The following is a 23,510-nucleotide window of genomic DNA, read 5'->3' as shown; positions in this document are numbered from 1 at the left end:
GCTCAATGTGTTGCTCTGATAGATTGCCCAGATACACGTCTAGACAAAACTGGCACAGCACAGAGCCCTTCTCCGAATCCGGACTATTTAGAAAATAATATTTCTAAAAAGTACTCTTAAAAGTACTCCACGGACACAAACAACTCCTAACGCTGTAGGGCCCATTTGAATACAGCATTTTCTACCTCTCTTCCAGAGAATCTCTGAACGAGGACTGTTTTGAACTGTTTAGAGGGAGTTAGAGCCACTGCCGCTTCGAATATTGCCCAAATATTTCGCTAGATAGGGCGAAAAAACTTCATAAATTAGCGTTAGTGGCTGCCCGTGATGCCAAAACAGGTAGTAACGACCCCAAAAAGGACCTTTCTGCTCAAAAGCGAGTTCTAGAGCCGTTGAGTAACCATAATGAATTCCCTGCACATCGCGATGTAGCTCTGTTCGCAGGCGAGTTAGGCTTGCCCAAATGGGTAGCGATCGATTTTGCAAATATTCATCTACGTGGCTTGCTTCCCACCAGGAAGTGGCATAGGCTAACCGCTGCCCAGATGCCGTTCGTAGCCAAACCTGACGACGCAAGCGTGGACCCGGAACTCTTTGAATTAAGTCAGGGGCCTGATCTAAGTCGTTGCCAATCAGAGACATGTCAATCACGTCTACCTCGGTTGGCTCACCCGTCAATAACTGTAGGTGCCGAGTTGGTGAACCGTCACCCAAAAGCAACATTTGCCAGGCGGGTGCCAGTTGTTCATGGGGAAGTCCTCGCTGCACGACCACTTCATCTCCTTGCCATGAAGAGTCGAGCTTGTGCCACGCGGTAGAAACCGCTGTACCTCTGGTCGGTTGAAAGGCTTGAGTCAATTTTGTTTACAAAACTTTATCTTCCTATTCATCATAAATCCTCTCGCGGAGAACTTACAGATCGAAATCACAATCCGATGATCTAGCTTCCCAGTTTGCTGGCCCTGATCTTCGGAGACGTATTGAAAGTTTTGGTAATGCGGATGGCGAGACTCGAACTCGCAAGGCAAAGCCACACGCCCCTCAAACGTGCGCGTATACCAATTCCGCCACATCCGCAGGTCTGAATACCACCAGCTAACTTTTCGAATTGCTCTGACAAGCTAGCTACCGGTTCCAGCTTCTAAGCATAAACCATAAAGCTACCTCTTGTATATCGTGTCTCGCATCTATTGCTCATATTGCTCAAAAAAGTCTGTCCCGCCTTGCGATAGCTTTGGCAATAGCTGCTGAAAAGCTAGCCCTCTGTGGCTGATCGCGTGTTTGGTTTGAGGCGGCATCTCGGCAAAGGTCATTTGCTGCCCTGGCACGTAAAAGATTGGGTCGTAGCCAAACCCGCCCGTGCCACGAGGGGCATGAAGAATTTCTCCGGGACAAATGCCTTCGGTTTGCACGGCAATTGAGCCATCAGGACGGGCGATCGCCACTACACAAATAAACTGAGCCTGTCGACTTTGCGTATCCCCTAATTCAGATAACAATCGCTCAATCCGATCGGAGTCAGAGTTGCCATAGCGAGCAGAATATAACCCCGGTGCGCCATTCAAAGCATCGACCGCTAAACCAGAATCGTCGGCGATCGCCCATTCTCCCACCGCCTTTGCAACTTGTGATGCTTTCAGACAGGCATTTTCAGCAAATGTCTCCCCCGTTTCTTCGATGTCTAATTCTGCTGGCTTTAGGACTAGCTCCAAATCGAGCCTAGTCAGGTATGCCTGCATTTCCTTGAGCTTGCCAGGATTACCCGTCGCTACAACTAGTCGTGCCATAAACCTACAAAATTTTTGAATGAAGGTTGGGTGTGGGTCACTGGTCATCAGTCCTGGGTGCTCGGTTATATTCCAGCCCTACACACAACCAGCGACGAATGACAGCTTATAAAATGTATCTCACCCCACCCTAAAAGCCCATATTCTCACCATGCTTTTCCATCTCGGTGAAGTGTGATTAAAATGACAGCATATTCTTGGCTCTACCTATGGCAAACGTTACAACTCCTCTGGTACTTAGAATCACCCGTCCAACTGTGTTAAAACGCCGCATTGCTCCGTTGGATCAGCTTACGGTTAGTGAGACGGTTGACAAAGGACCCTGCCGAATTCCGCTGGAATCCTACGCGGAGTCTGTACCAGGGGAAAACCTGCAAAATCACTTCAAGATCTTTCTCGCAGGTCCATACAAAGGTTCTAGCGTTTGGTACGTGCCGAAGGAGCATTCCTTGATCGAAGGAACTGAGAATAGTCCTGCTCCGGTGCCTGAAAAGCCACCCCTGGTGCTTAGAATTACTAAACCGACCTTGTTAAAGCGGCGTCCAGTGCCCGCAGAAGCGCTAGCTGCCAACGAAAAAGTTGCCAAACCGCCCTGTCGAATTTTCTTACACTCTTACGCCTACGAGGTGCCGGGGGAGAACCTTCAGGGACATCTCAAGGTTTGCTTTGAAGGTCCAATTTTAAACAATGCTAGCGTCTGGTATATCTACAAAGGGCATTGTTTGATTGAAGGGGTTGAGCCACCCCAACCTCCCCCACCAACTTCTGGCACTTCTGGCAAAATCAATCGGGCTGGGTTGGATATGATTAAGCATTTTGAGGGGTTCAGACCCCAAGCTTATATTTGTCCGGCGGGAGTACCGACGATTGGCTATGGGTCTACGCTGGGAGTGAGAATGGGCGATCGCATCACCCAACAAGGCGGCGAAGACTTATTGCAGCGCGATCTAGTGCGGTTTGAGAGGGCAGTCAGTGACATGGTCAAAGTGCCTCTTACGTCAAATCAATTCAGTGCTTTAGTTTGCTTTGCTTTCAACGTAGGCATTGGCGCATTTCAGCGATCGACTCTGCTCAAGCTGCTTAACCAACGCAACTATCAGAGCGCAGCGGATCAACTGCTGCTTTGGAATAAAGGCGGTGGTAGGGTACTGCAAGGATTGGTGCGGCGCAGAGAGGCGGAGCGTGCCCTATTTTTGAAGAGAAATTGAAGGCATAGAAAGAGTACGTCAGCCGCCAAACTAACGGGGGAGAATATCGTCTAGCCGTAGCTGAAGATTGGGTAAAAGGGGAGAGTGAATAAGTTGACCGAGGCGATATTGCGTCTGCTGGTACTCTTCACCGATGAGCTGACAAACCGTGAAGGTGGGTTGCTTGGGCTTGCCAATGAACGCAACACCACCTAAACCGCGATAGTCTACAATCCAATATTCAGGAATTCCTAGAAGCGCGTACTCTTCAACTTTTCGGGCATAATCCGTTTCCCAGTTTGTGCTGACGATTTCGACGACGAGCTTGATCGAGCGCCCTAGCGTAATCACAGGTTCTTGTTCCCAGAGAGGCTCACTAGTCAGAACAGCTTCGTCAAGCACCACAATGTCGGGGCGACGAGCAGTGGCGATATCGGAAAAAGGGTGAATCAGGCAAGTACGAGGAATGAACCAGGGAAATTGTGCAGCTGTGATAGCGATGCCAATTTGGGTTGCTAGTTTACCGCCAACGGTTTCGTGAGGACCAGTTGGTTCCATGTCGATTAATTCTCCGTCAGCGAGTTCGTAGCGAGGGTTGTCGCCATATTGAGCGAGGAAGTCTTCAAACGTAATCGTTTTGGAGGAGATGTAAGCCACGTGAAACCCCTGCAATCAGTAAAATTCTGTAGAGTGCGTTTTAGCGCCAGCGTAACCCACTAGATCTACATTTTGTTGCATTGAATATGTAGCAGCACCAGGATTTGCTGTCGTCATAAATGAACAAGCTGTTGTCACGACAAAAGTTTTTGCCGTCACGACAGAAACTTCTGTCGTCAGGAACGGAGAATCTGTTGTCATGACAGAAACTTTTGTTGTCATGACAGAAACTTTTGTAACCATGTCAGAAACTTCTGTCATCAAGACAAAAACTTCTGCAACCATGACAGAAAATTTTTGTATGACTGCCAGAGCAGGTTATGCTTCAGTCTCCCCGTCCTTCTCCCAGACCCACTTGCGGTAAACCTCACAGGCTGCTCTTGCCTCCTCAGGGGTAGAGTTGGTGAAGTAAGGATGATAGCGAATACAGTTACAGCAAAGTTCTAGCCAGTCTCACCAAGTGCCTCCATGCCATAGTCGCATTGTGCCGTCGTTACTGTCACTGGCGATGATTTCGCCCAACGGCAAAACCACTGCAGACCAAACACTCACCCCATACTGCAAGCAATTCTACTCATGGGCAAGGTCTATTGGTTGATTTAGGACCTATTTTAGTAGGTTGCAGCTATGCCTAGCCCATATCGCATCACTAGCTCTGTGGTTAAAACTATTATTTGGAATACCTAAGAATCAAGTCTATACAGGAGCACGTACTGACTCCCAAAATTAAACTTATCCTTTCCTGATTCACACCCTACTGCAAGAAGAAGGTGAAAGAGTAGTAATGGATCAGTATTTTAATGGACAGGCAAGAGAGCTTTCCGCTCAAAGATTTCAAAGAGAATTTACAGAGTCTCCAAGACTCATTTGAACAAGTTGAGTTTAATTGTGAGCAAGATAAAAAGCTAAGTGAATCAATTAAAGAAGCAAAGGACACAGCAACGACAATAGCCACAAAATTAAATCGGGGTCAGTGAATTTCCTGACAAGTAGCTTCCTGTCCGAATAAGGGAAAGAGCCTTGTTTTGGAAATTCAAAGAATGCCATACTGCCCTTTAGATGAAGAGGATTGTACTGTTTATCTTCAGCAAGTGCCAAGCTGTCCTCTAAGGGAGCCAGAGTGTCCCTGGAATAAAAGACGCTTTCCTCGTCCTGGATTTAAGCATGAAACAGAAGAACTAGATAGTCAACTCCAAAATGCTCTTGACACATTTGATAGAGATACAGATCTAACAGAAACTATCACTCAAGTTCGACACACTATAAGCTTAAACTCTGTATCAATAGTAGATGAAGCTATTTTTTATGAAAAAGATGAATGACCTCAAACGTGGTGTGATAGCGAATCGGTCTCATGCCGCGTTTAGCGATTCGCTCATCTATTACTTTAATTTCTAAAGCTGCTTATTAATTAAAATAAATAAAATAATTAATAAGGTAATCCAAATAAAGACGTAACTCTTTAATCACATCTTCAGAAAGTTCATCTGAAAGGATGCTTTTTCTAATAAATCCAAACGCTTCTACATAAGAATTTTTGGAAAAATTTGTTTGAGTTTGAAGCTTGTAATCTATAGGTTCCCCTAAGATAAGGCTTTCCTGCAACCAGCGCACATATCCTTCAACATCCTCATAGGCTCTCTGAAAACTTTCTGCTGAATCAGTACAACTATCATCAATCATGAGTTGAGAATTTTGGTTTAGGCTATATTGAGCCATTAAATTAGTTAGAAATTCTTGATTTTTATTTAACTAACCTGCTGCTATTTCAGCAAAATACATGCGTTGCTCAAAACGTTCGGCTCGCTCTAGAAAATCCTCTACTTCTTGCTTGAGGTCAGAAATACTTTGCACATTAGTTTCTACTAGTTCAAGCTGCTCTACTGAAAGTTGTTCGGTTGCTAATCTAGCCCTTTCTGAGGATTGGCGTGAGACATTACTTCTTTCAGAGTCTTCTGCATTTGAGTTCCTTCCTTCTAGCACTTGGAGTTTGGCAGTAAGTTGCACACGTAATTCTTGAAGCTGTTCTTTGAATACATTGATTTCTGTTTCATAAGAGATTTTTTCTCGTTCATGCTCATAACTACGCTGATAAAACTCGTGAGCTGAACTACTCAGATAAGGCTTTATCTCTAACCATTTCCTAGCTATTTGAACTAATAAACGACTCGACATCAAAAAATCACTATCTTGCCTATTTCTTGCCCACTCTCGCATCTCAACCTCTATCCGATCGCACAATTGTCTTACTTCCCGGTCTGACTGTCGCCATTCGGCAAACTGCTGCCAGCCTTCCATTAGTGCTTCATGGGCAAGATCAACCCAAGCTTCCCCTGCTTCTTCTCCTGTTACCAGTAGCCGGACATCCACCAGATCGGTTAGCACTGACTGAATGGTGGTTTGTGCCTGTAGATCATCGCCTGCGAGTCCCAGCAGTTCTCGTTTGGGCTGTCGCTGTCGGGTGTCTCGTGTGCCTTCTCCGGTTCGCACTAGCTTCAGGCAGAGCCGTCTTGCCCAGTCTTGCTCTTGAGGTGTGAGGCGATCGCAAATCTGTTGAGCATAGCGATCAAGCGCTCCGATCACACCACCAAGCCGTTCATACTGCTCAATGGTGAGTCGGTGTTTATTATCAGTGGCAGGTTCCCAAAGCTTCTGTAAGGTGAACTGCAACAACGGCAGGCAGTTTTTCTCTTTAGCTACATCTCGCAAAATCAGCGCTAGCAGTCCTGGATCAATCGTGTACCCCTGAAGCTGGGCAGGTTTGGCGATCGCCTCTTCTAACCCTTCCCCCTCCAAAGGTGGAATGTAAACGGCATGATCAAGCTGCTGGATCAGCGACGTATAGTTCAAGCAAGGTTCCATGAAGTCTGCTCGCATGGTGATCACGACTGCCAACCGTTGGCTTTCTACCTGAGTCAACAGTTGAATGAAGCGGCGGCGTTCCTTCTCTTGTTCCGGTTGCTCACCACACACCGTAAACACCTCCTCAAACTGATCGACCACTAGCAACAGACGCTCCGATCCATGCAGCAGATTCACTACCGCTGACAGGTTTTCGGCATCGATCAGTTCATGCACCTGACGAATCTCTTGAGGACGACGAAACCGACTGGCAAATGATCGCTTTAGCTCTGCAATCGGCTGAAATCCCGGTTTGATCAGTGGCAAAATCTGCCAGCCAAGCTCTTCTAGCCAAGGAATTAGCCCTGCCCGCACAACAGAAGATTTGCCGCTGCCCGATGCGCCAATTAGTGCCACAAAGTTAGACTGCTCCAGCTTTTGCCGTAGCTGTTCGACGACCGTCTTTCGCCCAAAGAAGAACTGCTTCGTTTCAGCCGTGAATGCTGCTAAACCCTGATAGGGACAGGTTTTGTTAATCTCAGCCTCAATGATTTGAGAACGGTAGCTGACTAATGTGAGCGATCGCCCAATTCCCATGCGAATCGGTTCCTGTCCACTCTGCCGCAGTTCTCTGGCAATTGAGTCGAATAGGCGATCGCCCGTTACATTACCATCTTCATCCTGATTGTTTAGTGAGAGTCCCTTCAGCACTGCTTCTGTAAAGACGCTATACTCCTCACCTTCCCAAGCTTGCTCAAATCTGCGGCTTGCGGTAATGAGACAATAGTCTTGTCTTCCAGTAAAGGCAGTTAGGGTTTGCTCAGTTAGACGACGCTCCAGAAAATAGCCACTGTGGCAGCAATCTAGCAACACAACCAGGCTACTTAAATTAGAACGACGAATCAGCCGATTGAGTCTATCTAACGTGAGTTCGGGATAAGAAATCGTCAGAACCCCTGATTTTTCGTACCTCATTTCGTTGCAGTGAATCAAGCTATTGTCAGCAAGGTCCACAGATGCAATTTTTCTCAATAAACAACCTTATTGAGAAGAGCCTACAGCAATACCCTTTGCCTAAAGCCTTTTATACCAAACCTTGCAGCGTTTAGCTTAACCCGAACTCACGTTATCTAAGCTGATGCCATAGCGTTGCTCAATAATCTATCCGTTTTTCTGCTCGACCTGACAATTAGAAGCCGCCAGATATCCTTCTTGTTCTCCTAGGCTGTCCGTCGTCGTTATTCCGTGACCGCTGAAATAAATTAAGGCATCTTTACCGTCTGCTTGCTCTAGCAGAAATGTTTGCAGAGCTTGCCCTAACAATTCACCCGTGAGCAATTGCTGAGCACTAACGGCTTCGCGCTTTTCGGCTAGTAACCAATGAGCAGGCAACGGCTTAATGTTTTCAAAGTTGCCGTGTTGTTGGAGTAGCCGGGCGATCGCCTCTGCATCCTCTGCGGCTTTGCTCAGCCTGGGTAAATGGCTATACTCAGTAATTCCGACAATCAGTGCATATCGCGCCATGCAGTCAAACTTAGAGTGTCTGTGCTTCTAATGCTGATGTTTTCTTGTACAGGGAGAATTGGTTCTTGCGATCGCTAACACACTTCTTTGTATCGTAATACGGTTAAGAATTCCTGCTTTGTCCGTGGTGACTCAAGAGGCTAATCTGGAGTCGAGTCTTCGTTATAGGAAGTAGAAGTATGGGACTTTTTGATCAGATTGTGAGTGCGATCGATAATCCTAATCAACAGGCTAGTTCGTCACAGCTTGGCAGCATTATCAATACAGTGCAGCAACTGTCGAATAATCAGGGCGTTGATTCATCGCAGACTCAAACCTTGTTGTCTACTGTGGGCGGGTATGTCCGTTCAGCACTCCAACAGCAGCAGGCAGCAGGCGGACGGTCAAATGCTGAAGCGATTGTGAATCAATATAGCGGCACTTCTCCCAATGCAGCAGCGGTTCAAGCACTGTTTTCACCGGCCCAACAGCAGCAGGTAGCTCAAGCTATTTCCCAAAAAACAGGGATTAACGCTGAGACAATTTTGGCAATGCTGCCGACGCTGATTCCGATTGTGCTTCAGCTTCTGCAAAGTGGAGCAAATAAGCAGGGTTCCCAGGCAAGTGGCGGGGGTGCTAACTCGGTTTTGAGTACGTTTTTAGATAGTGATGGCGATCGCGACGTAGACATTGGCGATGCCATCTCACTAGCAAGCCAATTCCTCAATCGTCGTTGAAGAAACTGACCTGAAGAGGTGCTTTAGTCAGGCAATGGAAAAGGTTTCCAGGGAATCCATTTTGACCAGAGGCTAGCCAGAGTGCCGTCGTGGAGCAGAGTTGTCAGGGTTTGGGCGATCGCCCCATGCAGTCCAGGTTGCCTTGGACGAACGGCAATGCCAAACGGCACCTGGGTTGGAATGCTAAAGGCAATTCGCAGCGATAGGTCTTCTTCAGCAGCAACGAGTAGCACCAGTTCATCATCGATCAGGGCATCAATTTTGCCCTGACGTAATGCCTCTAGCATTTCGGGCAGAACTTTGTCGCTGCCAGGAAAAGGAACAATCTGAACATTGGGAAAGGTTTCGGCTAGAGCCAAATTTGTGCTGTCTGCCAAACCGCCAACACGCAGCCCTGCCAGATCTGTTGGAGAAGTGGCGGCACTGTCGGCTCTGACAATCACTGCTTCGTCAAAGATGCCGTAGGGCTGAGTGAAATCTGCCCAAGCTTTGCGTTCTGGCGTGACTGCCTGGTTAAACCAGACAACATCGTATTTTCCGGTTTGCAGGCTGGGGTAAAAGTCTGCCATTGGTAAATTAAACCAGACAGGTTCTAGCCCGAGCTTTTGGCAAACGGCACGAGCGACATCCGGTTCATATCCTAAGCGCTGATCGCCGTTCACACAGCTCATCGGACGAGCATCAAAATTACTGGCGGCGATCGCCAACTGCCCCGGTCGAACCGTACTGAAACCCATCTGCTCACCCCACTGCTTACTAGATCAGAATTCTTGCCTGTTGCTCTGAAGGGAAGCGTGACTGAAGCTACAATCCCTCAATTCGCATCTTGTTATAACAGGCTTCTGAAGATTTTCATCCAGGGGTAGCGCTAATGAGCCGTGAACCGATTCAGATCAGTCAGGAGCAAATCGATCGCTTTCAAGAAGACGGTTTTTTGGTGGTCGAAAATCTAATTGACGCGGATTTGGTCAAGCGGCTGGGCGATCGCCTTGATCCTCTATTTCATGGCAACTTTGAGACGGGTATTTATCCCGACGAGTGGCACTGGCGACCGGGTCTGAGCCTACCTGACGTGACTCGTGAAATCTGTAATGCCTGGAAAAGCGATCTGGCGATCGCCAGCGTTGCCCTCTCTGTCGAAATTGGGCGACTCGCCGCAACTTTAGCGGGTTGGTCCGGTGCCCGCATCGGTCAAGATAGCGTCTGGGTCAAGCCTCCCGGAGCCAAAGAAGTTTCTCTGCATCAAGACGCGACTTACATCAGCTACATCGAGCCAACCGAGATGATCACCTGCTGGATTGCGCTAGACGACACCAGCGCCGATATTGGCACGATTGAGTACGTGCCTGGTTCTCACAAATGGGGCTTAGTGACTGAGCTAGGAGAATTTCACGCACCCACAAGTCACTATCGCTCGGCAATGGAACGGGCAGCGGCAGCGGTAGGGGTGAGCAATCCTCAAGTTGTGCCGATTGAAATTTCAGCAGGAAGCTGCGTGATTCATCACGGCAAAATCTGGCACGGGTCTGGCAAAAACTATCGCAGCGATCGCGTCAGACGCAGCTTGGGCGTTCACACGCTTAGCTCTGAGGCACGGTTTCAGCCGACGGGTGCGGGCTACATTTACGGACGCTACAAGCGAGTCGGGGAAACCACGATGGATGAAAACTTCTTCCCTATTCTTTGGACTCGTGACGGTTACCGCACTGCTTTCTTATCTGACTACTGCGAAGATGCGATCGCCGCTTCTAGAACTCCCTCAGTTGTCGGTGCCCTCTTGTAGAACATCAATCAGAGGGGGAAAGAGTTCACTCCGCAAGCTGAGGGCAGTGATGCTGGGGCTACGGAGGCTAACCCAGACACTACAATCTGCATCCGATGCGGTGACGATAACTGCATCGTGACGCGCTAACCTGCAAGCGTAATGGTATAGTCGCGCTCGATGCTCAATCCCTACGGTGTGCAGCCGATAAAACAATTCGCTCCGGAAGTACATCCCGTGCTGAATCTTGTCGTTAAACCAAAACTTGAAGGGAGAGATAGCTCCTTCGTCTAAAACTGGAGGCAACACAATAGAGATTTTCTGTTTTTTCTAGCGGTGTAATCTGTGAAAGCAAAACCCGACGAGACAGTCAACCAACAGGTGAAATACTCTGACTTATGCTTGAGCAAATCCGATAGAACACAGCTTTTGCAATGAATTATTCTTATTAGTAAATGATTGTTAACAGATGTACATGTTCAGTATAAATGCCTAGTTAGGGTTTTGGGTGAAATTTTCAAATAGCTAGAAGGGATTCCTTTAAAGTTGTCGCTGTTGCCAAAGCTGATCAACGGTAACAAAGCGATAACCTGCTTGCAATAAGCGAGGAATAATTTGAGCGGCGATCGCTGCCACATCCACTCCTCCATGATGCCCATCGTGCAGCACGATTACCGATCCGTTGCAAGTTTGTTTTAACACTCGCTGAATCACAACTTCAACTCCGGGCTGCACCCAATCTTCTGGCACAACGCTCCACATCACGGGGCGGTAGTTCCATTGCCGCAGGTATGTCAGCGTTTGGGGGGTAAACAGCCCATTCGGCGGGCGAACATCTCGAATCTGCCGCTGTACGTAGGACATTTCCAGCTGGCAGGCATGGGCGATCGCCATCTGGGTTTGTTCCAGGCTTTGTTTCAGTTCAAGCGCAGATAAGCGGGGAAAGGAACGATGCGTATAGCCATGCAGACCGAGCCAGTGACCGCGCTGATAAGTGGCTCGTGCAATCTCAGGGGAATGATTGACACAAACCCCTAACCAAAAGAAACTTGCAGGAATTTGATAATGATCCAACACCTCAAGCAGTTGTGGTGTGTGTTGAGGGTGAGGGCCATCGTCAAAACTGAGGGCGATCGCTGGAGAGGTCGCGCTTCCAGCCCACAGACAACCTGGAAAAGTTGGACTTAAAACCTGATAGATAAAGGGTAAGAATGGGGCAAGAGGCATAAACCTTAGCTTACATTGCCTCAGCTTGCATAACTGGCAGAACAGTAAGTCTGACGTGCCCAAGCAGATTGAACGAGTGAAGTTAAAACATCGCTGCTGATCGGCTTGACTAGAAACCCATCGAATCCCGGATTTTCTTCTTGATGCACCCAGCTTGGCGCATTGCAGTCTGTCAGCGCCACAATGGTAGTTTCGCAAGTGTTGGCGGCATCTCGCAGGTCTTTCACCAAAGCCTGTGACCAGTTTTGTCCGTCTCCTGCCAAAATGACCAGGTAAGGAGACATCTGGCTAACTTTTGCGACAACCTGATCTATAGAACTTGCAAAGACCATAGGACAACTTAGATGCTCCAGTAACGCCTGTAGCATCTGAAGATCATCAGAGGGCCGACCTAATATTAGGACATAGTTTTGTGATGATTTCATACTAAATCCGGTACGCTATAAAAAATATAGCTTGCAGTCCGGTCATCGATTTCCTTCTAGTAAATGCATAGAAATCCCTCGGCTAATCTGTTATAGCCAAATATTCCATACTTCACAGCTTTTGTTTTTTTTAGCTATTGAGAAGATCATTTTCAAGCTATTTTTCAAAATATTTCAGAGAAGAAATATTTTTTAGAACTTAATTCAGATAAATACATTAATTGACATATATCAGGAGTTTGAAAGTAGCGAATGTTCCTGTGAGGACGCAGTATTCGAGCAAAACCTCCGGTACATTCGGACCTATCTGCTGAATGTTAGCCTCCTGAAACTATTGGGGCGACAATTTGAACTTTTCATACCTCTTCATAACCGCCACGTTACAAAAATTCTGCTTGGCGTTTAAGAAACTCTTCAAAGGATAAAATCCAAACCTGCAACTATCTATTAGGGTTATTAGGATTTCATTAAATTTACCTTTTGGAACTCATCCCATTATTAGAAGTTACATAAATATAGCGATGAATTTCCGTATTTCCTCCTAAAGGCATACGCGATAATTAGGATTGCTGATGTTTTATTTGGAGCGAAACTACTGCCATCAGAACCAATATTCCTCCCCAAATTTGCAAGACTGATAGCGTTTGCCCTAGTCCAATCCAGGCAAAAATAGCGGCGGCTAGAGGCTCCAGGGTAGCGGCGATCGCCCCTCGCTCTGACTGCACCTGTTCAATTCCCCAACAGTAGAGGGAAAAGGGAATCAACGTGCCGCCAAGACCAACAAATAAAACACTCCATAAATGATCTGGAACAAAAAGCGCCTCTGGCACTCCTTGGGTGAACTGAAACGCAATCCAAAATAGGCTTGAAACCGTGAAAGCCCGAAACATCACGCCTACAGCACCGTAGGTGGCAACAACAGATTCGCTCAGCAAGGTATAGGAAGCAAAGAACAGCGCACTCAAACAAGCCATGAATAGCCCTAAGCCGTCTAGCTCAAAGTCTCCGGCTGGCAGTTCTGCAATTAGGACAACTCCGGCGATCGCCGCAATCAATGCAATTGTCACAGATAAAGCAGGCGCTTTTCGGTTCTTAAGCATTGCCCAAACTACAATCAGCACCGGAGCCGTGTATTGGATGACAACGGCGATCGCCACTGCCAAGCGCTCAATTGCAATGTAGTAAGCAAGCGTAACCAAAGCTAACGATATCCCTAACGCCAAAATTTGCCAGTTGCCTAACTTGGGTTGAGGTTGCCATTGATGGACAATTCCCAAACCGATAGCAGCGATGACAGACCGCAACATGGCTAGCTCAAGCGGGCTGACTCCTGCTTGAAACAAACTGCTAGCGACGGTTGCAGCGATCGCCCAAAGCACTGCCGCCAAAGCAATTGCCGCGAAACCAACCGTAGACTGAGACAGCCTAAAAGCGAGAGAAGATTTTGGCATGAGCCCTAGAAATAACAGAGTAAACCAGAATCACTCTGGTGGGTGATACAGCGGTGGGAGGTGCGATCGCCCCTTGGCACACTAGGCTGAAGCAAATTAAAGAACAGTCAGGAATCCGTCCCATAACGAGCGATCGGTGAATCTCCTGGCAAATAGCCCCGTGTCAAGGAATTTCTGCAATGACCTATTCGATCAGTCAGTTCAAGACGATGCTCCACAATCTTGGCTATAGCCTCGGTCCAGACGGACTTAACGGCAATCACGGCAATCTACTTGATTTGTATACCGAAGCAGCCGTTCAAGAATTTCAGGCTCAGTTTGGCTTACCGATTACCGGAAAGGTCGATCAGCCAACCTGTGAAAGAGCCAGACAACTGATCAGCAACTTACAGCACAGCCTTAATCTGACCATCAATGCCCAACTTCCAATCAACGAATTTTATGGTCCCCGAATGATTCGAGCAGTGATGCAGTTTCAGCAGTCGCATGATATGCCGATGACAGGTATTGCTGGGTCAACGGTTCGCCAAAAGCTAAACGAAGAGGTGAAGAAACTGCTGCGACAACGAGTCTGTGTTGTAGAGGGGTGGGTGAGTGAAGGGGTAACAGGGTAAGTAGCTCTTGTAGGCTGGGTTAGCAAAGCGTAACCCGTGCTGCTAGCAAGTCTTAGCCCCTGGAGCTAACCGAGAAACTAAGCTGTACCTTCCGCCAGCTTTGCCAGCGTTTCTAAATTCGGTATTTCTAAATCTGGCTGACTGCTGGCTGGCAGCGTTGCACCAAACCCTGCTTGGTCATGGCGACGATTGACCCAGACGGTTGATAATCCCAACGCTTTGGCAGGCACGATATCGTGATAAATGCTTTGCGCGACGTGCAAAATCTTGTCACGCGGAATGCCTGTTTTCTCAAACGCAAATTCAAAATTGTGCGTTGAAGGCTTATAGCTTTTGGCTTGAAAAGCCGTAATCACAAAATCAAACGGGACGCCCAAACGTTTTGCCGTGAAGGCAAACAGATCGTCATCAATATTAGAAATAATTACCAATTTAAACTGTTGCTTTAAACGTTTTAGTGTATCAATGCTATCTGGGAAAGGCTGCCAGTTTTGAATAGAATCAGCCAAACAATTAAGCTGGTCTGAAGTCGGAACAAAGCCCAACTTCTCGCCAAACTGCTGCATCACCTGTCCAAGAACACTGCGGTAGGACTGATATTCTCCTGCTTCATTTTCTCCTTCTAACTGAGCAAAAAGCTCCAGAATTTGAGAGTCATCTATCCCAAGTTGGTATGCAGCTAGAACAGGCTTGATTGCCTCCAAAATTCCCTGTTCCCAATTAATAATAGTTCCGTAGCAATCAAACGTTAATGCTTCATACTGGCTAAAATCTAGCATCGTGACACCCCCATTATTTTGAATTCTTGGCTTCCAGTTCTTGCAGGTATTTAACTAAAGTTTCGCCATCAGCAGTACTGTGATCTTGAGCAATATGCTGGGCTAAAGCCGCATCTCCACAACAAATTGCTTTCACCATCGATTGGTGCTGGTCGGCGATTTCTGACAGATCAAATTCCAGCAGCGTATTGCAGGCAGTAATGTAAAGCCGGATCTGCTGCTCAATAATTTTGTATTGCTCTTGCAAACGTCGATGTTCTGTTAACTGAATGATGGTTTTGTGAATTGCAAAATCAAATTCATTAACTGCGTTGCGATCACCCCGTTGAGCCGCATCCACTAACTGTTGAAAAGACCGATTGAGCAGAATTGCTTTCTCTGGTGTGATCGCCAGAGCCGCCAGACGCGCCGCCAACCCTTCTAGCCCGCTCCGTAGGGTGTAAAGCTCCCAGGCATCTTGCGATCGCAGTGGTGGCACCAGCCAACCCTTGTAAGGCAGCTGTACCACCAAATTTTCGTAAGTAAGCTGCTGTAGCGCCGATCGCACCGTTCCTCGACTCAGGTCAAGCGCTTCAGCTAGTTGAGTTTCGATCAGCCGATGCCCGGGTGGAAAGGAACCACTGAGAATCTGCTGACGAATCACATCCGCAGCTTGGTGATCAAGGCTGCGTGGAGTCACGGTCAAGGAGGACGATTTGGCTTCCACAAGCAAAGTCTTAAATGCGTTCGTCTCAGGATAAAAGACTGAGTTATAGATTGTCAATTGTAGATTGTTAACAATCTACAATTGAAGAAGTAATTAGATGTTTTGGCGATCGCCGTCTAAATTTAGAACCTAGAGCCAATTTGGAGACATCTAGTTTGTTGTCCAGCTAGCGTAGGGGCTTAGCATTCGGGCAAAGTCTCCGGGTCTATTCCGGGGTTTATCTGCCGAATGCTAAGCCCCCACAGGGGGACTCTCCACTGTTACCAAATTAGAGATTAGGAACGAGAAATCCATAAGGCTCAGGAAACACTAACTATCCTTCTCGTACTTGGCTTTGCGCGACCTGCTGCTGTAATTGTGCTTCACTCAGAGCTGGTTCCTTGCAGCTCAAGCCCTGACACACCAACCCTACTGCCTGTTGAGGCAAATTGGTTTCAAGCATGTAAACCACCGCAGGACTGTACTGCCTGATCAGCGCCTCAACTTGCTCAGCAGTAGTACGAACCAGAGTGTAGTTGCGATACCAGTCGAGCGCTGTGAACAGGGTCGGACAAGCCTGGGGCGAGCGGCTCATGATGCCACCAAATGCTTGAAGTGCCTGTTCAGCCCGATCGAGATACTGCAAGTCTTCGGTTCGCAGGGCAAGTCGTACCAGGTTGGCGATCGCCACTCCATTAGCAGACGGGGTAGCGTTATCGTCAAAACTGCGTTCTCGCACAACTAAATCACTGCTAGCATCCGTGTTGTAATACCCTCCTAGTTCAACGCTCCAGAGGAAGTCGTCAAATTCTGTTTGAAGTTTGACGGCGTGAGTGAGGTAGGAGGATTGCGGGTTAGGAAGGGCTTGGGTGGCTTGATCAAGGTCGAGTAGAGCTTTGATGAATAGGGCGTAGTCTTCGGACTGAGCTAAGACTGCTGGTTTGCCGTTGTAGTTGAGCCGCTGGAAGCGATCGCCCACCCGTTGATGATTCAAAATAAAATTGGCTGCTTGACTCGCCAATTTCAAGTAATCCGGCTTTTGTAAAACCGCTGCGGCTCTTGCCAGTCCTGAGATCATCAGGCTGTTCCAGGCAACGATCATTTTGGTATCTGTCACTGAGGGAATGCGTCCTGCCCAGTTTTGGGATTTGGCTTCCTGGTTGTTTTGAGCAGGCGGGAAGGTAATTACGGTTTCCGGCAGTGCGCCATAGCGGACGGCAAACAGCTTCTTCAGAATTAGCTCTGTCGTGTCGCTGAGTTGTCCCGGTTGGCGACGTTGCAATACATTTTGTCCTTCGAAGTTGCCATCGGCAGTGACGGTGAACTGCTCTGCTAGTTCATTCAGTTCTGCTTCAACGAGCAATTCTGATAGGTCCTGGTAGTGCCAGACGTAAAACGCGCCTTCCTCTGGTTCTATATCAGAGGAAGTGACGAAGCTGTCAGCATCCTGAGCAGCGTAGAAATAGCCTTGAGGGGAAGTCATTTCTCGCTTCAGCCATTCAACGGTTTGGGCGATCGCCCGCTCAAAGGCAGGTTCCTCAAATCCAGCTCCCCAAAGGTTTGCTAGATACTCAACGACTTGCCCATTGTCGTAGAGCATCTTTTCAAAATGGGGCACTGTCCAGGTCGAGTCAACGGTGTAGCGATGAAATCCACCTGCAACGTGATCAAAAATTCCGCCTAGCGCCAGGTCTAGCCCTCGCTGCTGACAGGTTGTAGCTGCATCATATCTAGAGTCGGCAAAATGAAACCGCACGCCTCGCAAAGCCGCTTCGGCGTAGGGGATCATAGGGAAACTGTTGCCCATGCCTCTAGAGCTAAGAATTCCAGCGCTGTACTCCAACCCTAGCCGCAGCAGATCTTTTCCGAGTTCACCTGCCGCCGACTGCACCGCTGCACTCTGTAAATTTGCCAGGATTTCTGCTTTGACAGACTCTACTTTCTCCGTCTCGCTGTCATAAAAGCGGCGAATGGCTTGAAGCACCTGAAGGAATCCCGGTCGCCCGTACTTTGCCTCCAGCGGAAAGTAGGTGCCCCCATAAAAAGGCACGAGATCGACTGGAGTGAGAAATATATTTAACGGCCAACCACCTTGCCCGACCATCATTTGCAGTGCTTGCATATAGATACTGTCGAGGTCGGGACGCTCTTCCCGGTCTACCTTGATCGGTAGAAAGTTGGCATTCATGTAGTCGGCGATCGCCTCATCCGAAAACGCCTCGCCTTCCATCACCGTGCACCAGTGGCAGCTAGAGTAGCCAATGGACAAGAAGATCGGTTTGTTTTCTCCCTTTGCCGTCTCTAGGGCTTCATCGTCCCAAGACCACCAGTTAATTGGATTTTCGGCATGTTTGCGAAGGTAGAGGCTCTGTGCCTGAGCAAGACGATTTGGCATGGGGGCAGTTAGAACTCGTCAGGGGTATCTTTTCCGAGTCTAAGGAATTTGACCCAATTCAACATGCATCCAACTTTGCTTGACACTATCCCTTTAAATTAGGCATTATGGTTAACTGGTTGTTTACTTGCTCGGATCAGGTTCTTCAAAGCTTTAAAACTGGTGTTTAGCTGAGAGATATAAGCCAGTTACCTGTACGGCATCCATTAGGACGAATTTTATGGCTTACGCAATTATCGAGACGGGCGGCAAACAGTTACGGGTTGAGCCGGGTCGCTTTTACGATGTCGAACGGCTTGCAGTTGACGAAGACGAGCAGGTCACGATTGAGCAAGTTCTGTTTATTGATCAGGACGGAGATGCTTCGGTGGGTCAGCCTCTAGTTGAGGGTGCCACAGTAGAAGCAACTGTGCTACGTCATCTTCGGGATCGCAAAATCATCGTTTACAAGATGCGTCCCAAGAAGAAAACCCGCAAAAAGCAAGGACATCGTCAAGAACTAACCCGCTTGATGATTCACTCCATCAGCTTGAATGGTTCTGTCATCGCAGGTGACAGTCCAAAGGCAACTTCTTCTAAAGAGACTGCTTCTAAGAGCGCTGAAGTTGAAGCAGATGCAGCAGAGGAAGAGGCACAGGATTCAGAATCCTGATCGCCCTTTAGTCTCTGATTTGCTTCACGGGAAACTGGTTCGCCAGTTAAGCTTAAGTTAGATAAATACGTGTAGATAGCGATCGCAGGAACGATTATGGCTCATAAGAAAGGAACAGGTAGTACCCGTAACGGTCGTGACTCTAATGCTCAACGCCTGGGGGTCAAGCGCTATGGCGGACAGGTTGTCAGAGCAGGAAACATCTTAGTGCGCCAACGGGGCACTAAAGTTCATCCGGGTTCAAACGTAGGTCGAGGCAACGACGACACGCTGTTTGCTTTGATTGATGGAGTCGTCACATTTGAGCGTCGGGGTAAGAACCGCAAGAAGGTAAGCGTTTACCCAGTTGCAGTTTCCGAACCCGCAGCAGTATCAGCATAGGCTCGCGTAGTAAATACACTCGCGTAGCAAATACAATTTGATCAGGTCCGAGTCTGTCATGTCCTTTCATGGCGGACTCGGACTTTTTTATAGGTTGATGGCGATCGCTAAAATTCATTACATTTATGCAAACTATCCGGATGGGAAAGTGAAGGGCAAGAATTCAGGAATTTATGGGTGAAATCCTGAATCTTCATTTACCTCTACCCGAACAAAAATGTTTGCAAACTTTGTCAGCAGCGCTTTGCGGAACGACCTAGATGCCAATCTTGAATTTTGTGTACGCAATGCCCTAGCAACCGGAAAACTGTCTCCTGCTACCCATGCTTACATTCAGCAAGTAAGTGGCACAGCCAATTTGGCAAGGCGCGATCGCACACTTCTAGCTATCTTGAAAGATGCAATCCGAGACGGTTGTGTGCAGCAGGTAGAACCAAATACTCAACCTTAATACTCAGCCCTAGTGTTTCACTTTCCACATACAGCTTGAAATCAAATTCGTAGTGATATGAGCCACAATGGGAACCAGCAAGTTTCCTGTTTCTAGAGCGCTGATTCCCAGTACGCCCCCAATAACTGCCGCCCAAATGACGTAAGCCCACTGCTGTGAACCGCTGTAGTGAAGCACTCCAAAACAAATGCTAGAAACAAAAACCCCAAAAGAATTTAGCCCGATCGCAGGCAACATCACTCCACGAAACAGCAATTCCTCGCTTAAACCGGGCAGCAACCCCAGCCAGATCAAATCAAACCAAATTAATGGTTTAAGCACCAATTCTAGATAATAATCGGCACTCTTTTGATAGCTAGACCAGAGGCGATAAACAATCGCACTAGCGGTCGTGATCCCCAATCCTATCCCCAATCCTATCAGTAAGGCATTGACAGATAGATTTACCGCTAACAGGGAAACAGAGTCAAATAGTAGCCACAGTCGGGCGACAAGCAACAAAATGATAGCTGTCACCGCCATTGCTACCAGGATTTGCACACGGGTTAGAGACTCTACAGTTGGCTCTTGAGGAAGCTGCTCAGTCACAATAGATAGAAAAATTAAGAAAGTTGAGTGCTTACAAAGATAGAGTTTGCGAAGAACGTCTTTTCTATTTCAAATCTATTTCAAACGAAATCTATTTGAAGCAAAATCGCTCAACCCAATGACTTTACTCGCAGTACTCGCAAGATAGCGCAAGATCAGCCAGTTGGGACTCAAAACCAGGATTCAGAAAGTTTTCTTCTTAGCAATTTTTCGATCTGTTACGGGTAATAGACCTACTTTTCAAAGCAGCTCTATTGAGCCCATTTGAGGTTGTAAGGCAGCGGGGCTGATGCCAGCTCGATGGGACACCAGTACACCTAATGCTTCCAGATAAGAATTGACCTGAAGGGCTGAAATTCCTAAAGCGTCTGGATAAGACTGCATTCGAGTTTTGTTATCGTGAACTGCAATGATCTGGGCAGTGTGACTCAGACTGAGAACAGCGCTGCCACCACAGGCACTCGACGGAACAATCAGTGCATCCACCTGATCTGCCCACAGGTGATCGGGTTGAGCTAACGATTGGGCTGAAGATTTCACAAACTGTGGGGCACGACTCAGACCCACTAAAACGCAAGGTAGGAAGGTGTAACCCAACTCCTCGGCGGCTGAGCGCGGAGATAGCTTTGGGTCAAGCGGCAGAGGAGAAAGGGCCGGAGCATGGGCACAAGGGATTTGAAAGGTTCGTACTACCAGATGACTAATCACTGCCTCTGCACCTGCCAGGGGATCAACGCCCTGACCGTGACGATAGGCTTGCAGGGCTTCACTTCCTGTGTCATCGGGAAACCGAGCAACGACGGCGATCGCCTCTGCACCTGCCTGTTTGATCAACTTCTCGGTCGCCCGCAGCAGGCTATCTGGACGCTGAATCGTGCCCCAAGTTGCACCAGAGGCAGCCTGACGTAGCTCAACCCCCAATGGCATATCAGTCACAACATAATCAGTCAGAGATAGACCCAGTGTGGCTCTAGCGGCATCCGCAACCTGGAGGTGCCTTAGCCGCAATTCTGGTTCAATTTCCTGATCCAAAACCAACCCTACTCGGTTTTGATGGACGGGTCGCAATCCCCAGTTGCCTGCTGCAAACTGATCTAGCCCATACCCCTCTACATAGAAAGCGTTGGGTAAGGGCCAGTAAAGCTGTGCGCCATTGAGGACGTTAGGGTGAGTGATCAGGCGATCGCTGACCTGGGCGATCGCCCGAGCCACGGGCAGTGCATCCCCTGCGTATCCCCCAACAGATGCCCCGATCCCTGTCGGAACAATTAAAACAGTCGTATACAAACGCTGGCTCAAACAATCAGCCCTGTTGCGCTAGAGTTACATCCTCTGTCGTGACAACTGCTTCAACCCGTACCTTTTGGGTTGCTACATCTACAGCCGTCACAGCCCAACGCAGCGGCTCTCCCCGCTTTTGCAGCTCAGCCTCAATAGCTCGATGCATTTCAACAGGCGATTCTTGAATCGCAACCTCGGCGTCAATAAAATGAGTCGTCATATAGCTAGATCAACTGAATGAACTGAATTGAAAGATGAGTGAGTCAGCCGAGCCAATTATTGTCGAACGGTTACTCACTGTCAAATGTCGTTTACCATCCGTGTGCCATCGAGTAGCGATCAAACAGTTGGTCTACGACTGGTGATAGCAACTTATAGCAGCTACTTGCGCTGTTGAAACTGTCCAAACTGGAGGTGATAGACGACCTCTTCTTTTTCGGTCTCAATTTTTAGATCAGAACGAGGATAAGCTACACACAGCAGCGCATAGCCCTGCTCTCGGATCTCAGGACTGATCCCCATGCCGTCGCTTTGGTCTACCGTTCCTTCCAAAATTTGAGCCGCGCAGGTCGTACAGACTCCTGCACTGCAAGAATAGGGCAAATCTAGCCCTGAAGCCTGAGCAGCTTCCAAGATTGTTTGATTTTCGGGCACTGTCAGGGTTTTAGTTGCGCCTTGGTGGTAAATCTCGACAGTATGCGTCTTAGTCATAAATCATTAAATGGTCAGATTGAATTTTGCCTGTTGGTTGCGTCTTTTAAACTGCGGCTTCTCTATTCTTTCACGGAATTTCCAAGACTTGTCTTTATAATCCGTCCGTTAGGGTTTTAGACCTAGGGTTTTAGACTCGCATAAGCCAAGAATAGGCTGACTTAAATTTCAGCTCTTATGAACTTATAAATCTTAGATTTTTTGATAAAGAGTTCCACCAAAGAGTAGTCAAGAACGATTTGGCAGGCATATAATTCGGGCAAGTCGTAAGTAACTTTAGAGCGATTAACAGCCTATATTCTTGCTTTTTCTCTAGAAGCAGGCTTTTTTTCGCAAATTATCTCGCGTTTCAGCCAGGACTCAATACCGTGAAAGGATGAAGCCTACCTAGCTTGGTTCGCTCGAACGGTAGAGGGAGTTAGAGCTTTATTCTGCTTAAACTAATAGTTAAGTTATAAGCTCCAGCCGAGGTAGTTTAACGTCCTTCGAGTCCATTCATTCTATCGTGATGCTGCCCTACAAACATTCTAAGCTTCGTGTTCTTGTTGCTGATGACCATGAACTTGTGCGTTTTAGCCTAAAGCTGGCGCTACAAAGACAGCCTCATATTGAGTTAGTCGGTCTGGCTAGCAATGGTCAGGAGGCGATCGAGATGGTACAACAGCATCGACCCAATGTGGTAATTCTCGATCTCCAAATGCCGATTATGGATGGTCTAAGTGCCTCTAACCACATTAAAAGTCTGTATCCCAATGTCCAGATCCTTGCTTATTCATCAGTGAAAGATCCACAGGTGGAGGTGATGATTCAAACTGCTAAAATTGATGCCTTTTGTGAGAAGGCAGTACCGATTCAAGAGCTAGTTGATGTTGTTAATCAACTGGGTGAACGCGCTATTAATCGTTAACGCAGGGTCAAAAATATTAGAAAAGCACCATACTCTGCTAAATCTTTCAGCATAAGGTTTGAAGGCTAAACTTCTTCAAATTTTAAGGTAGTATCCTTGAAGCATCAGGCGCGATCGCATTACAAGGCAGAAGTTATTTTGCTTGCTCTCTATATACCTGCGCTAATTCGTTAATTGATTCAAATTGATACTGTTCCTAGCAAAGCTGCATATTTTGGAGCCTAACTCGCGTAAACGGGTTAACCTCCAAAATATGCGGCTTTAAGCTTTAAGGGGAATTGAAATAACCTGAATTACGTTAATTAAGCTCACTTTCAGGAAAAGTTCGTTTGAATTCGTCAATCAGGTCGTCGATCTCTTCAAGTGCCTGATTAACGTCAATTCTCAACGTGCCTAAGTCTGGCTGTTCTAACAATCTCAGCAGAGATTCACGCTTACTTTCAATTAGCTTGATTCTTTCACGAAGGGTTTGGGGGTCTAACATCGATA

30 protein-coding genes and 1 tRNA gene are annotated in these 23,510 nt (G+C 47.6%); 10 read left to right on the top strand and 21 right to left on the bottom strand.

All coding sequences use genetic code 11. From position 1 onward, the window contains the following. Positions 1-228: 228 nt before the first annotated feature. The 3 genes from H6F88_RS28265 to rdgB all read right to left on the bottom strand — a co-directional run bounded on the left by H6F88_RS28265 (position 229) and on the right by rdgB (position 1,787). A complete protein-coding gene (locus H6F88_RS28265; protein ID WP_190646144.1) occupies positions 229-858 on the bottom strand; it encodes a chorismate lyase in 630 nt (209 codons plus the stop codon). Between the two features lie 138 nt (positions 859-996). After that, positions 997-1,077, bottom strand: a tRNA-Leu gene (locus H6F88_RS28260). Between the two features lie 110 nt (positions 1,078-1,187). After that, entirely contained in the window at positions 1,188-1,787 is a 600-nt protein-coding gene (rdgB, locus tag H6F88_RS28255; RefSeq protein WP_190646143.1) for an RdgB/HAM1 family non-canonical purine NTP pyrophosphatase, read from the bottom strand. A 209-nt stretch (positions 1,788-1,996) separates the two neighbouring features. Between rdgB and H6F88_RS32875 the strand changes: the two genes are divergently transcribed. Then, on the top strand, positions 1,997-2,995 hold the full coding sequence (locus H6F88_RS32875) for a lysozyme (RefSeq protein WP_199333839.1): 999 nt from the start codon (positions 1,997-1,999) through the stop codon (positions 2,993-2,995). Positions 2,996-3,025: 30 nt separating this feature from the next. On the opposite strand, the gene H6F88_RS28245 is transcribed toward H6F88_RS32875, so the two are convergent. Further along, positions 3,026-3,631, bottom strand: coding sequence for a Uma2 family endonuclease (locus H6F88_RS28245; RefSeq protein WP_190646142.1), 606 nt, complete (start codon positions 3,629-3,631; stop codon positions 3,026-3,028). A 15-nt stretch (positions 3,632-3,646) separates the two neighbouring features. Beyond that, a complete protein-coding gene (locus H6F88_RS28240; RefSeq protein ID WP_190646141.1) occupies positions 3,647-3,916 on the bottom strand; it encodes a hypothetical protein in 270 nt (89 codons plus the stop codon). Between the two features lie 740 nt (positions 3,917-4,656). Here H6F88_RS28240 and H6F88_RS28235 point away from each other — a divergent pair. Further along, complete coding sequence (locus tag H6F88_RS28235; protein ID WP_190646140.1) at positions 4,657-4,953, top strand: hypothetical protein; 297 nt, start codon at positions 4,657-4,659, stop codon at positions 4,951-4,953. An 85-nt stretch (positions 4,954-5,038) separates the two neighbouring features. Here H6F88_RS28235 and H6F88_RS28230 read toward each other — a convergent pair whose 3' ends face one another. The 3 genes from H6F88_RS28230 to H6F88_RS28220 all read right to left on the bottom strand — a co-directional run bounded on the left by H6F88_RS28230 (position 5,039) and on the right by H6F88_RS28220 (position 7,996). Then, a complete protein-coding gene (locus H6F88_RS28230; RefSeq protein WP_190646139.1) occupies positions 5,039-5,350 on the bottom strand; it encodes a hypothetical protein in 312 nt (103 codons plus the stop codon). Between the two features lie 33 nt (positions 5,351-5,383). Next, positions 5,384-7,447 carry a hypothetical protein gene (locus H6F88_RS28225; RefSeq protein WP_190646138.1) on the bottom strand — a complete coding sequence of 688 codons (2,064 nt, stop codon included), beginning with the start codon at positions 7,445-7,447 and terminating at the stop codon, positions 5,384-5,386. A 186-nt stretch (positions 7,448-7,633) separates the two neighbouring features. Continuing rightward, positions 7,634-7,996 carry a caspase family protein gene (locus tag H6F88_RS28220; protein WP_190646137.1) on the bottom strand — a complete coding sequence of 121 codons (363 nt, stop codon included), beginning with the start codon at positions 7,994-7,996 and terminating at the stop codon, positions 7,634-7,636. A gap of 179 nt (positions 7,997-8,175) precedes the next feature. On the opposite strand from H6F88_RS28220, the gene H6F88_RS28215 reads away from it, so the two are divergent. Then, positions 8,176-8,712: a DUF937 domain-containing protein gene (locus H6F88_RS28215; protein WP_190646136.1), complete on the top strand. Its 537-nt coding sequence runs from the start codon at positions 8,176-8,178 to the stop codon at positions 8,710-8,712. A 23-nt stretch (positions 8,713-8,735) separates the two neighbouring features. On the opposite strand, the gene H6F88_RS28210 is transcribed toward H6F88_RS28215, so the two are convergent. Beyond that, complete coding sequence (locus H6F88_RS28210) at positions 8,736-9,449, bottom strand: ABC transporter substrate-binding protein (protein ID WP_190646135.1); 714 nt, start codon at positions 9,447-9,449, stop codon at positions 8,736-8,738. 134 nt (positions 9,450-9,583) lie between these two features. Here H6F88_RS28210 and H6F88_RS28205 point away from each other — a divergent pair, with 134 nt between their 5' ends. Continuing rightward, positions 9,584-10,495 carry a phytanoyl-CoA dioxygenase family protein gene (locus tag H6F88_RS28205; protein WP_190646134.1) on the top strand — a complete coding sequence of 304 codons (912 nt, stop codon included), beginning with the start codon at positions 9,584-9,586 and terminating at the stop codon, positions 10,493-10,495. On the opposite strand, the gene H6F88_RS28200 is transcribed toward H6F88_RS28205, so the two are convergent. The 4 genes from H6F88_RS28200 to H6F88_RS28185 form a co-directional block, all read right to left on the bottom strand. After that, complete coding sequence (locus H6F88_RS28200; RefSeq protein ID WP_190646133.1) at positions 10,472-10,783, bottom strand: hypothetical protein; 312 nt, start codon at positions 10,781-10,783, stop codon at positions 10,472-10,474. The genes H6F88_RS28205 and H6F88_RS28200 overlap by 24 nt on opposite strands. A 231-nt stretch (positions 10,784-11,014) precedes the next feature. Further along, positions 11,015-11,701 (bottom strand): polysaccharide deacetylase family protein, encoded by a 687-nt coding sequence (locus tag H6F88_RS28195; protein WP_190646132.1) that lies wholly within the window; start codon positions 11,699-11,701, stop codon positions 11,015-11,017. Positions 11,702-11,721: 20 nt separating this feature from the next. Beyond that, positions 11,722-12,033, bottom strand: coding sequence for a response regulator transcription factor (locus H6F88_RS28190; RefSeq protein WP_190646131.1), 312 nt, complete (start codon positions 12,031-12,033; stop codon positions 11,722-11,724). Between the two features lie 653 nt (positions 12,034-12,686). Beyond that, on the bottom strand, positions 12,687-13,577 hold the full coding sequence (locus tag H6F88_RS28185) for an EamA family transporter (protein ID WP_190646130.1): 891 nt from the start codon (positions 13,575-13,577) through the stop codon (positions 12,687-12,689). Between the two features lie 179 nt (positions 13,578-13,756). Between H6F88_RS28185 and H6F88_RS28180 the strand changes: the two genes are divergently transcribed. Continuing rightward, a complete protein-coding gene (locus tag H6F88_RS28180; RefSeq protein WP_190646129.1) occupies positions 13,757-14,191 on the top strand; it encodes a peptidoglycan-binding protein in 435 nt (144 codons plus the stop codon). Positions 14,192-14,268: 77 nt separating this feature from the next. Here the strand turns inward: H6F88_RS28180 and H6F88_RS28175 are convergent, their stop codons facing one another. The 3 genes from H6F88_RS28175 to H6F88_RS28165 all read right to left on the bottom strand — a co-directional run bounded on the left by H6F88_RS28175 (position 14,269) and on the right by H6F88_RS28165 (position 18,050). Further along, positions 14,269-14,970 carry a haloacid dehalogenase type II gene (locus tag H6F88_RS28175; RefSeq protein ID WP_190646128.1) on the bottom strand — a complete coding sequence of 234 codons (702 nt, stop codon included), beginning with the start codon at positions 14,968-14,970 and terminating at the stop codon, positions 14,269-14,271. A 13-nt stretch (positions 14,971-14,983) separates the two neighbouring features. Next, positions 14,984-15,676 (bottom strand): GntR family transcriptional regulator, encoded by a 693-nt coding sequence (locus H6F88_RS28170; protein WP_199333837.1) that lies wholly within the window; start codon positions 15,674-15,676, stop codon positions 14,984-14,986. A 313-nt stretch (positions 15,677-15,989) separates the two neighbouring features. Beyond that, on the bottom strand, positions 15,990-18,050 hold the full coding sequence (locus H6F88_RS28165; RefSeq protein ID WP_190646127.1) for a thioredoxin domain-containing protein: 2,061 nt from the start codon (positions 18,048-18,050) through the stop codon (positions 15,990-15,992). 220 nt (positions 18,051-18,270) lie between these two features. Between H6F88_RS28165 and rplU the strand changes: the two genes are divergently transcribed. The 4 genes from rplU to H6F88_RS28150 all read left to right on the top strand — a co-directional run bounded on the left by rplU (position 18,271) and on the right by H6F88_RS28150 (position 19,534). Then, positions 18,271-18,702 (top strand): 50S ribosomal protein L21, encoded by a 432-nt coding sequence (rplU, locus tag H6F88_RS28160; RefSeq protein ID WP_190646126.1) that lies wholly within the window; start codon positions 18,271-18,273, stop codon positions 18,700-18,702. Positions 18,703-18,798: 96 nt separating this feature from the next. Then, positions 18,799-19,083, top strand: a complete 285-nt coding sequence (rpmA, locus tag H6F88_RS28155) for a 50S ribosomal protein L27 (RefSeq protein ID WP_190646125.1) — start codon at positions 18,799-18,801, stop codon at positions 19,081-19,083. A gap of 58 nt (positions 19,084-19,141) precedes the next feature. Next, positions 19,142-19,264 (top strand): hypothetical protein, encoded by a 123-nt coding sequence (locus H6F88_RS34205; protein WP_277882244.1) that lies wholly within the window; start codon positions 19,142-19,144, stop codon positions 19,262-19,264. Between the two features lie 36 nt (positions 19,265-19,300). Beyond that, positions 19,301-19,534, top strand: a complete 234-nt coding sequence (locus tag H6F88_RS28150; RefSeq protein WP_190646124.1) for a hypothetical protein — start codon at positions 19,301-19,303, stop codon at positions 19,532-19,534. A 9-nt stretch (positions 19,535-19,543) separates the two neighbouring features. Here the strand turns inward: H6F88_RS28150 and H6F88_RS28145 are convergent, their stop codons facing one another. The 4 genes from H6F88_RS28145 to H6F88_RS28130 all read right to left on the bottom strand — a co-directional run bounded on the left by H6F88_RS28145 (position 19,544) and on the right by H6F88_RS28130 (position 22,114). Next, positions 19,544-20,122: a CPBP family glutamic-type intramembrane protease gene (locus H6F88_RS28145; RefSeq protein WP_190646123.1), complete on the bottom strand. Its 579-nt coding sequence runs from the start codon at positions 20,120-20,122 to the stop codon at positions 19,544-19,546. Between the two features lie 240 nt (positions 20,123-20,362). Then, positions 20,363-21,421, bottom strand: a complete 1,059-nt coding sequence (locus tag H6F88_RS28140) for a DUF3326 domain-containing protein (protein ID WP_190646122.1) — start codon at positions 21,419-21,421, stop codon at positions 20,363-20,365. Between the two features lie 4 nt (positions 21,422-21,425). Beyond that, complete coding sequence (locus tag H6F88_RS28135) at positions 21,426-21,623, bottom strand: hypothetical protein (RefSeq protein WP_190646121.1); 198 nt, start codon at positions 21,621-21,623, stop codon at positions 21,426-21,428. Positions 21,624-21,784: 161 nt separating this feature from the next. After that, positions 21,785-22,114 carry a 2Fe-2S iron-sulfur cluster-binding protein gene (locus H6F88_RS28130; RefSeq protein WP_190646120.1) on the bottom strand — a complete coding sequence of 110 codons (330 nt, stop codon included), beginning with the start codon at positions 22,112-22,114 and terminating at the stop codon, positions 21,785-21,787. Positions 22,115-22,622: 508 nt separating this feature from the next. On the opposite strand from H6F88_RS28130, the gene H6F88_RS28125 reads away from it, so the two are divergent. Then, on the top strand, positions 22,623-23,021 hold the full coding sequence (locus H6F88_RS28125) for a response regulator transcription factor (protein WP_190646119.1): 399 nt from the start codon (positions 22,623-22,625) through the stop codon (positions 23,019-23,021). Between the two features lie 298 nt (positions 23,022-23,319). Here H6F88_RS28125 and H6F88_RS28120 read toward each other — a convergent pair whose 3' ends face one another. Further along, positions 23,320-23,505 carry a hypothetical protein gene (locus H6F88_RS28120; RefSeq protein ID WP_190646118.1) on the bottom strand — a complete coding sequence of 62 codons (186 nt, stop codon included), beginning with the start codon at positions 23,503-23,505 and terminating at the stop codon, positions 23,320-23,322. Between the last annotated feature and the right edge of the window lie 5 nt (positions 23,506-23,510).

Origin of the sequence: Oculatella sp. FACHB-28, assembly GCF_014696015.1 — a bacterium.
Lineage (GTDB): Bacteria > Cyanobacteriota > Cyanobacteriia > Elainellales > Elainellaceae > JAAUTN01.
Note: the sequence above shows the minus strand (reverse complement) of the source record. Positions and strands in the feature narration are given on the sequence as shown.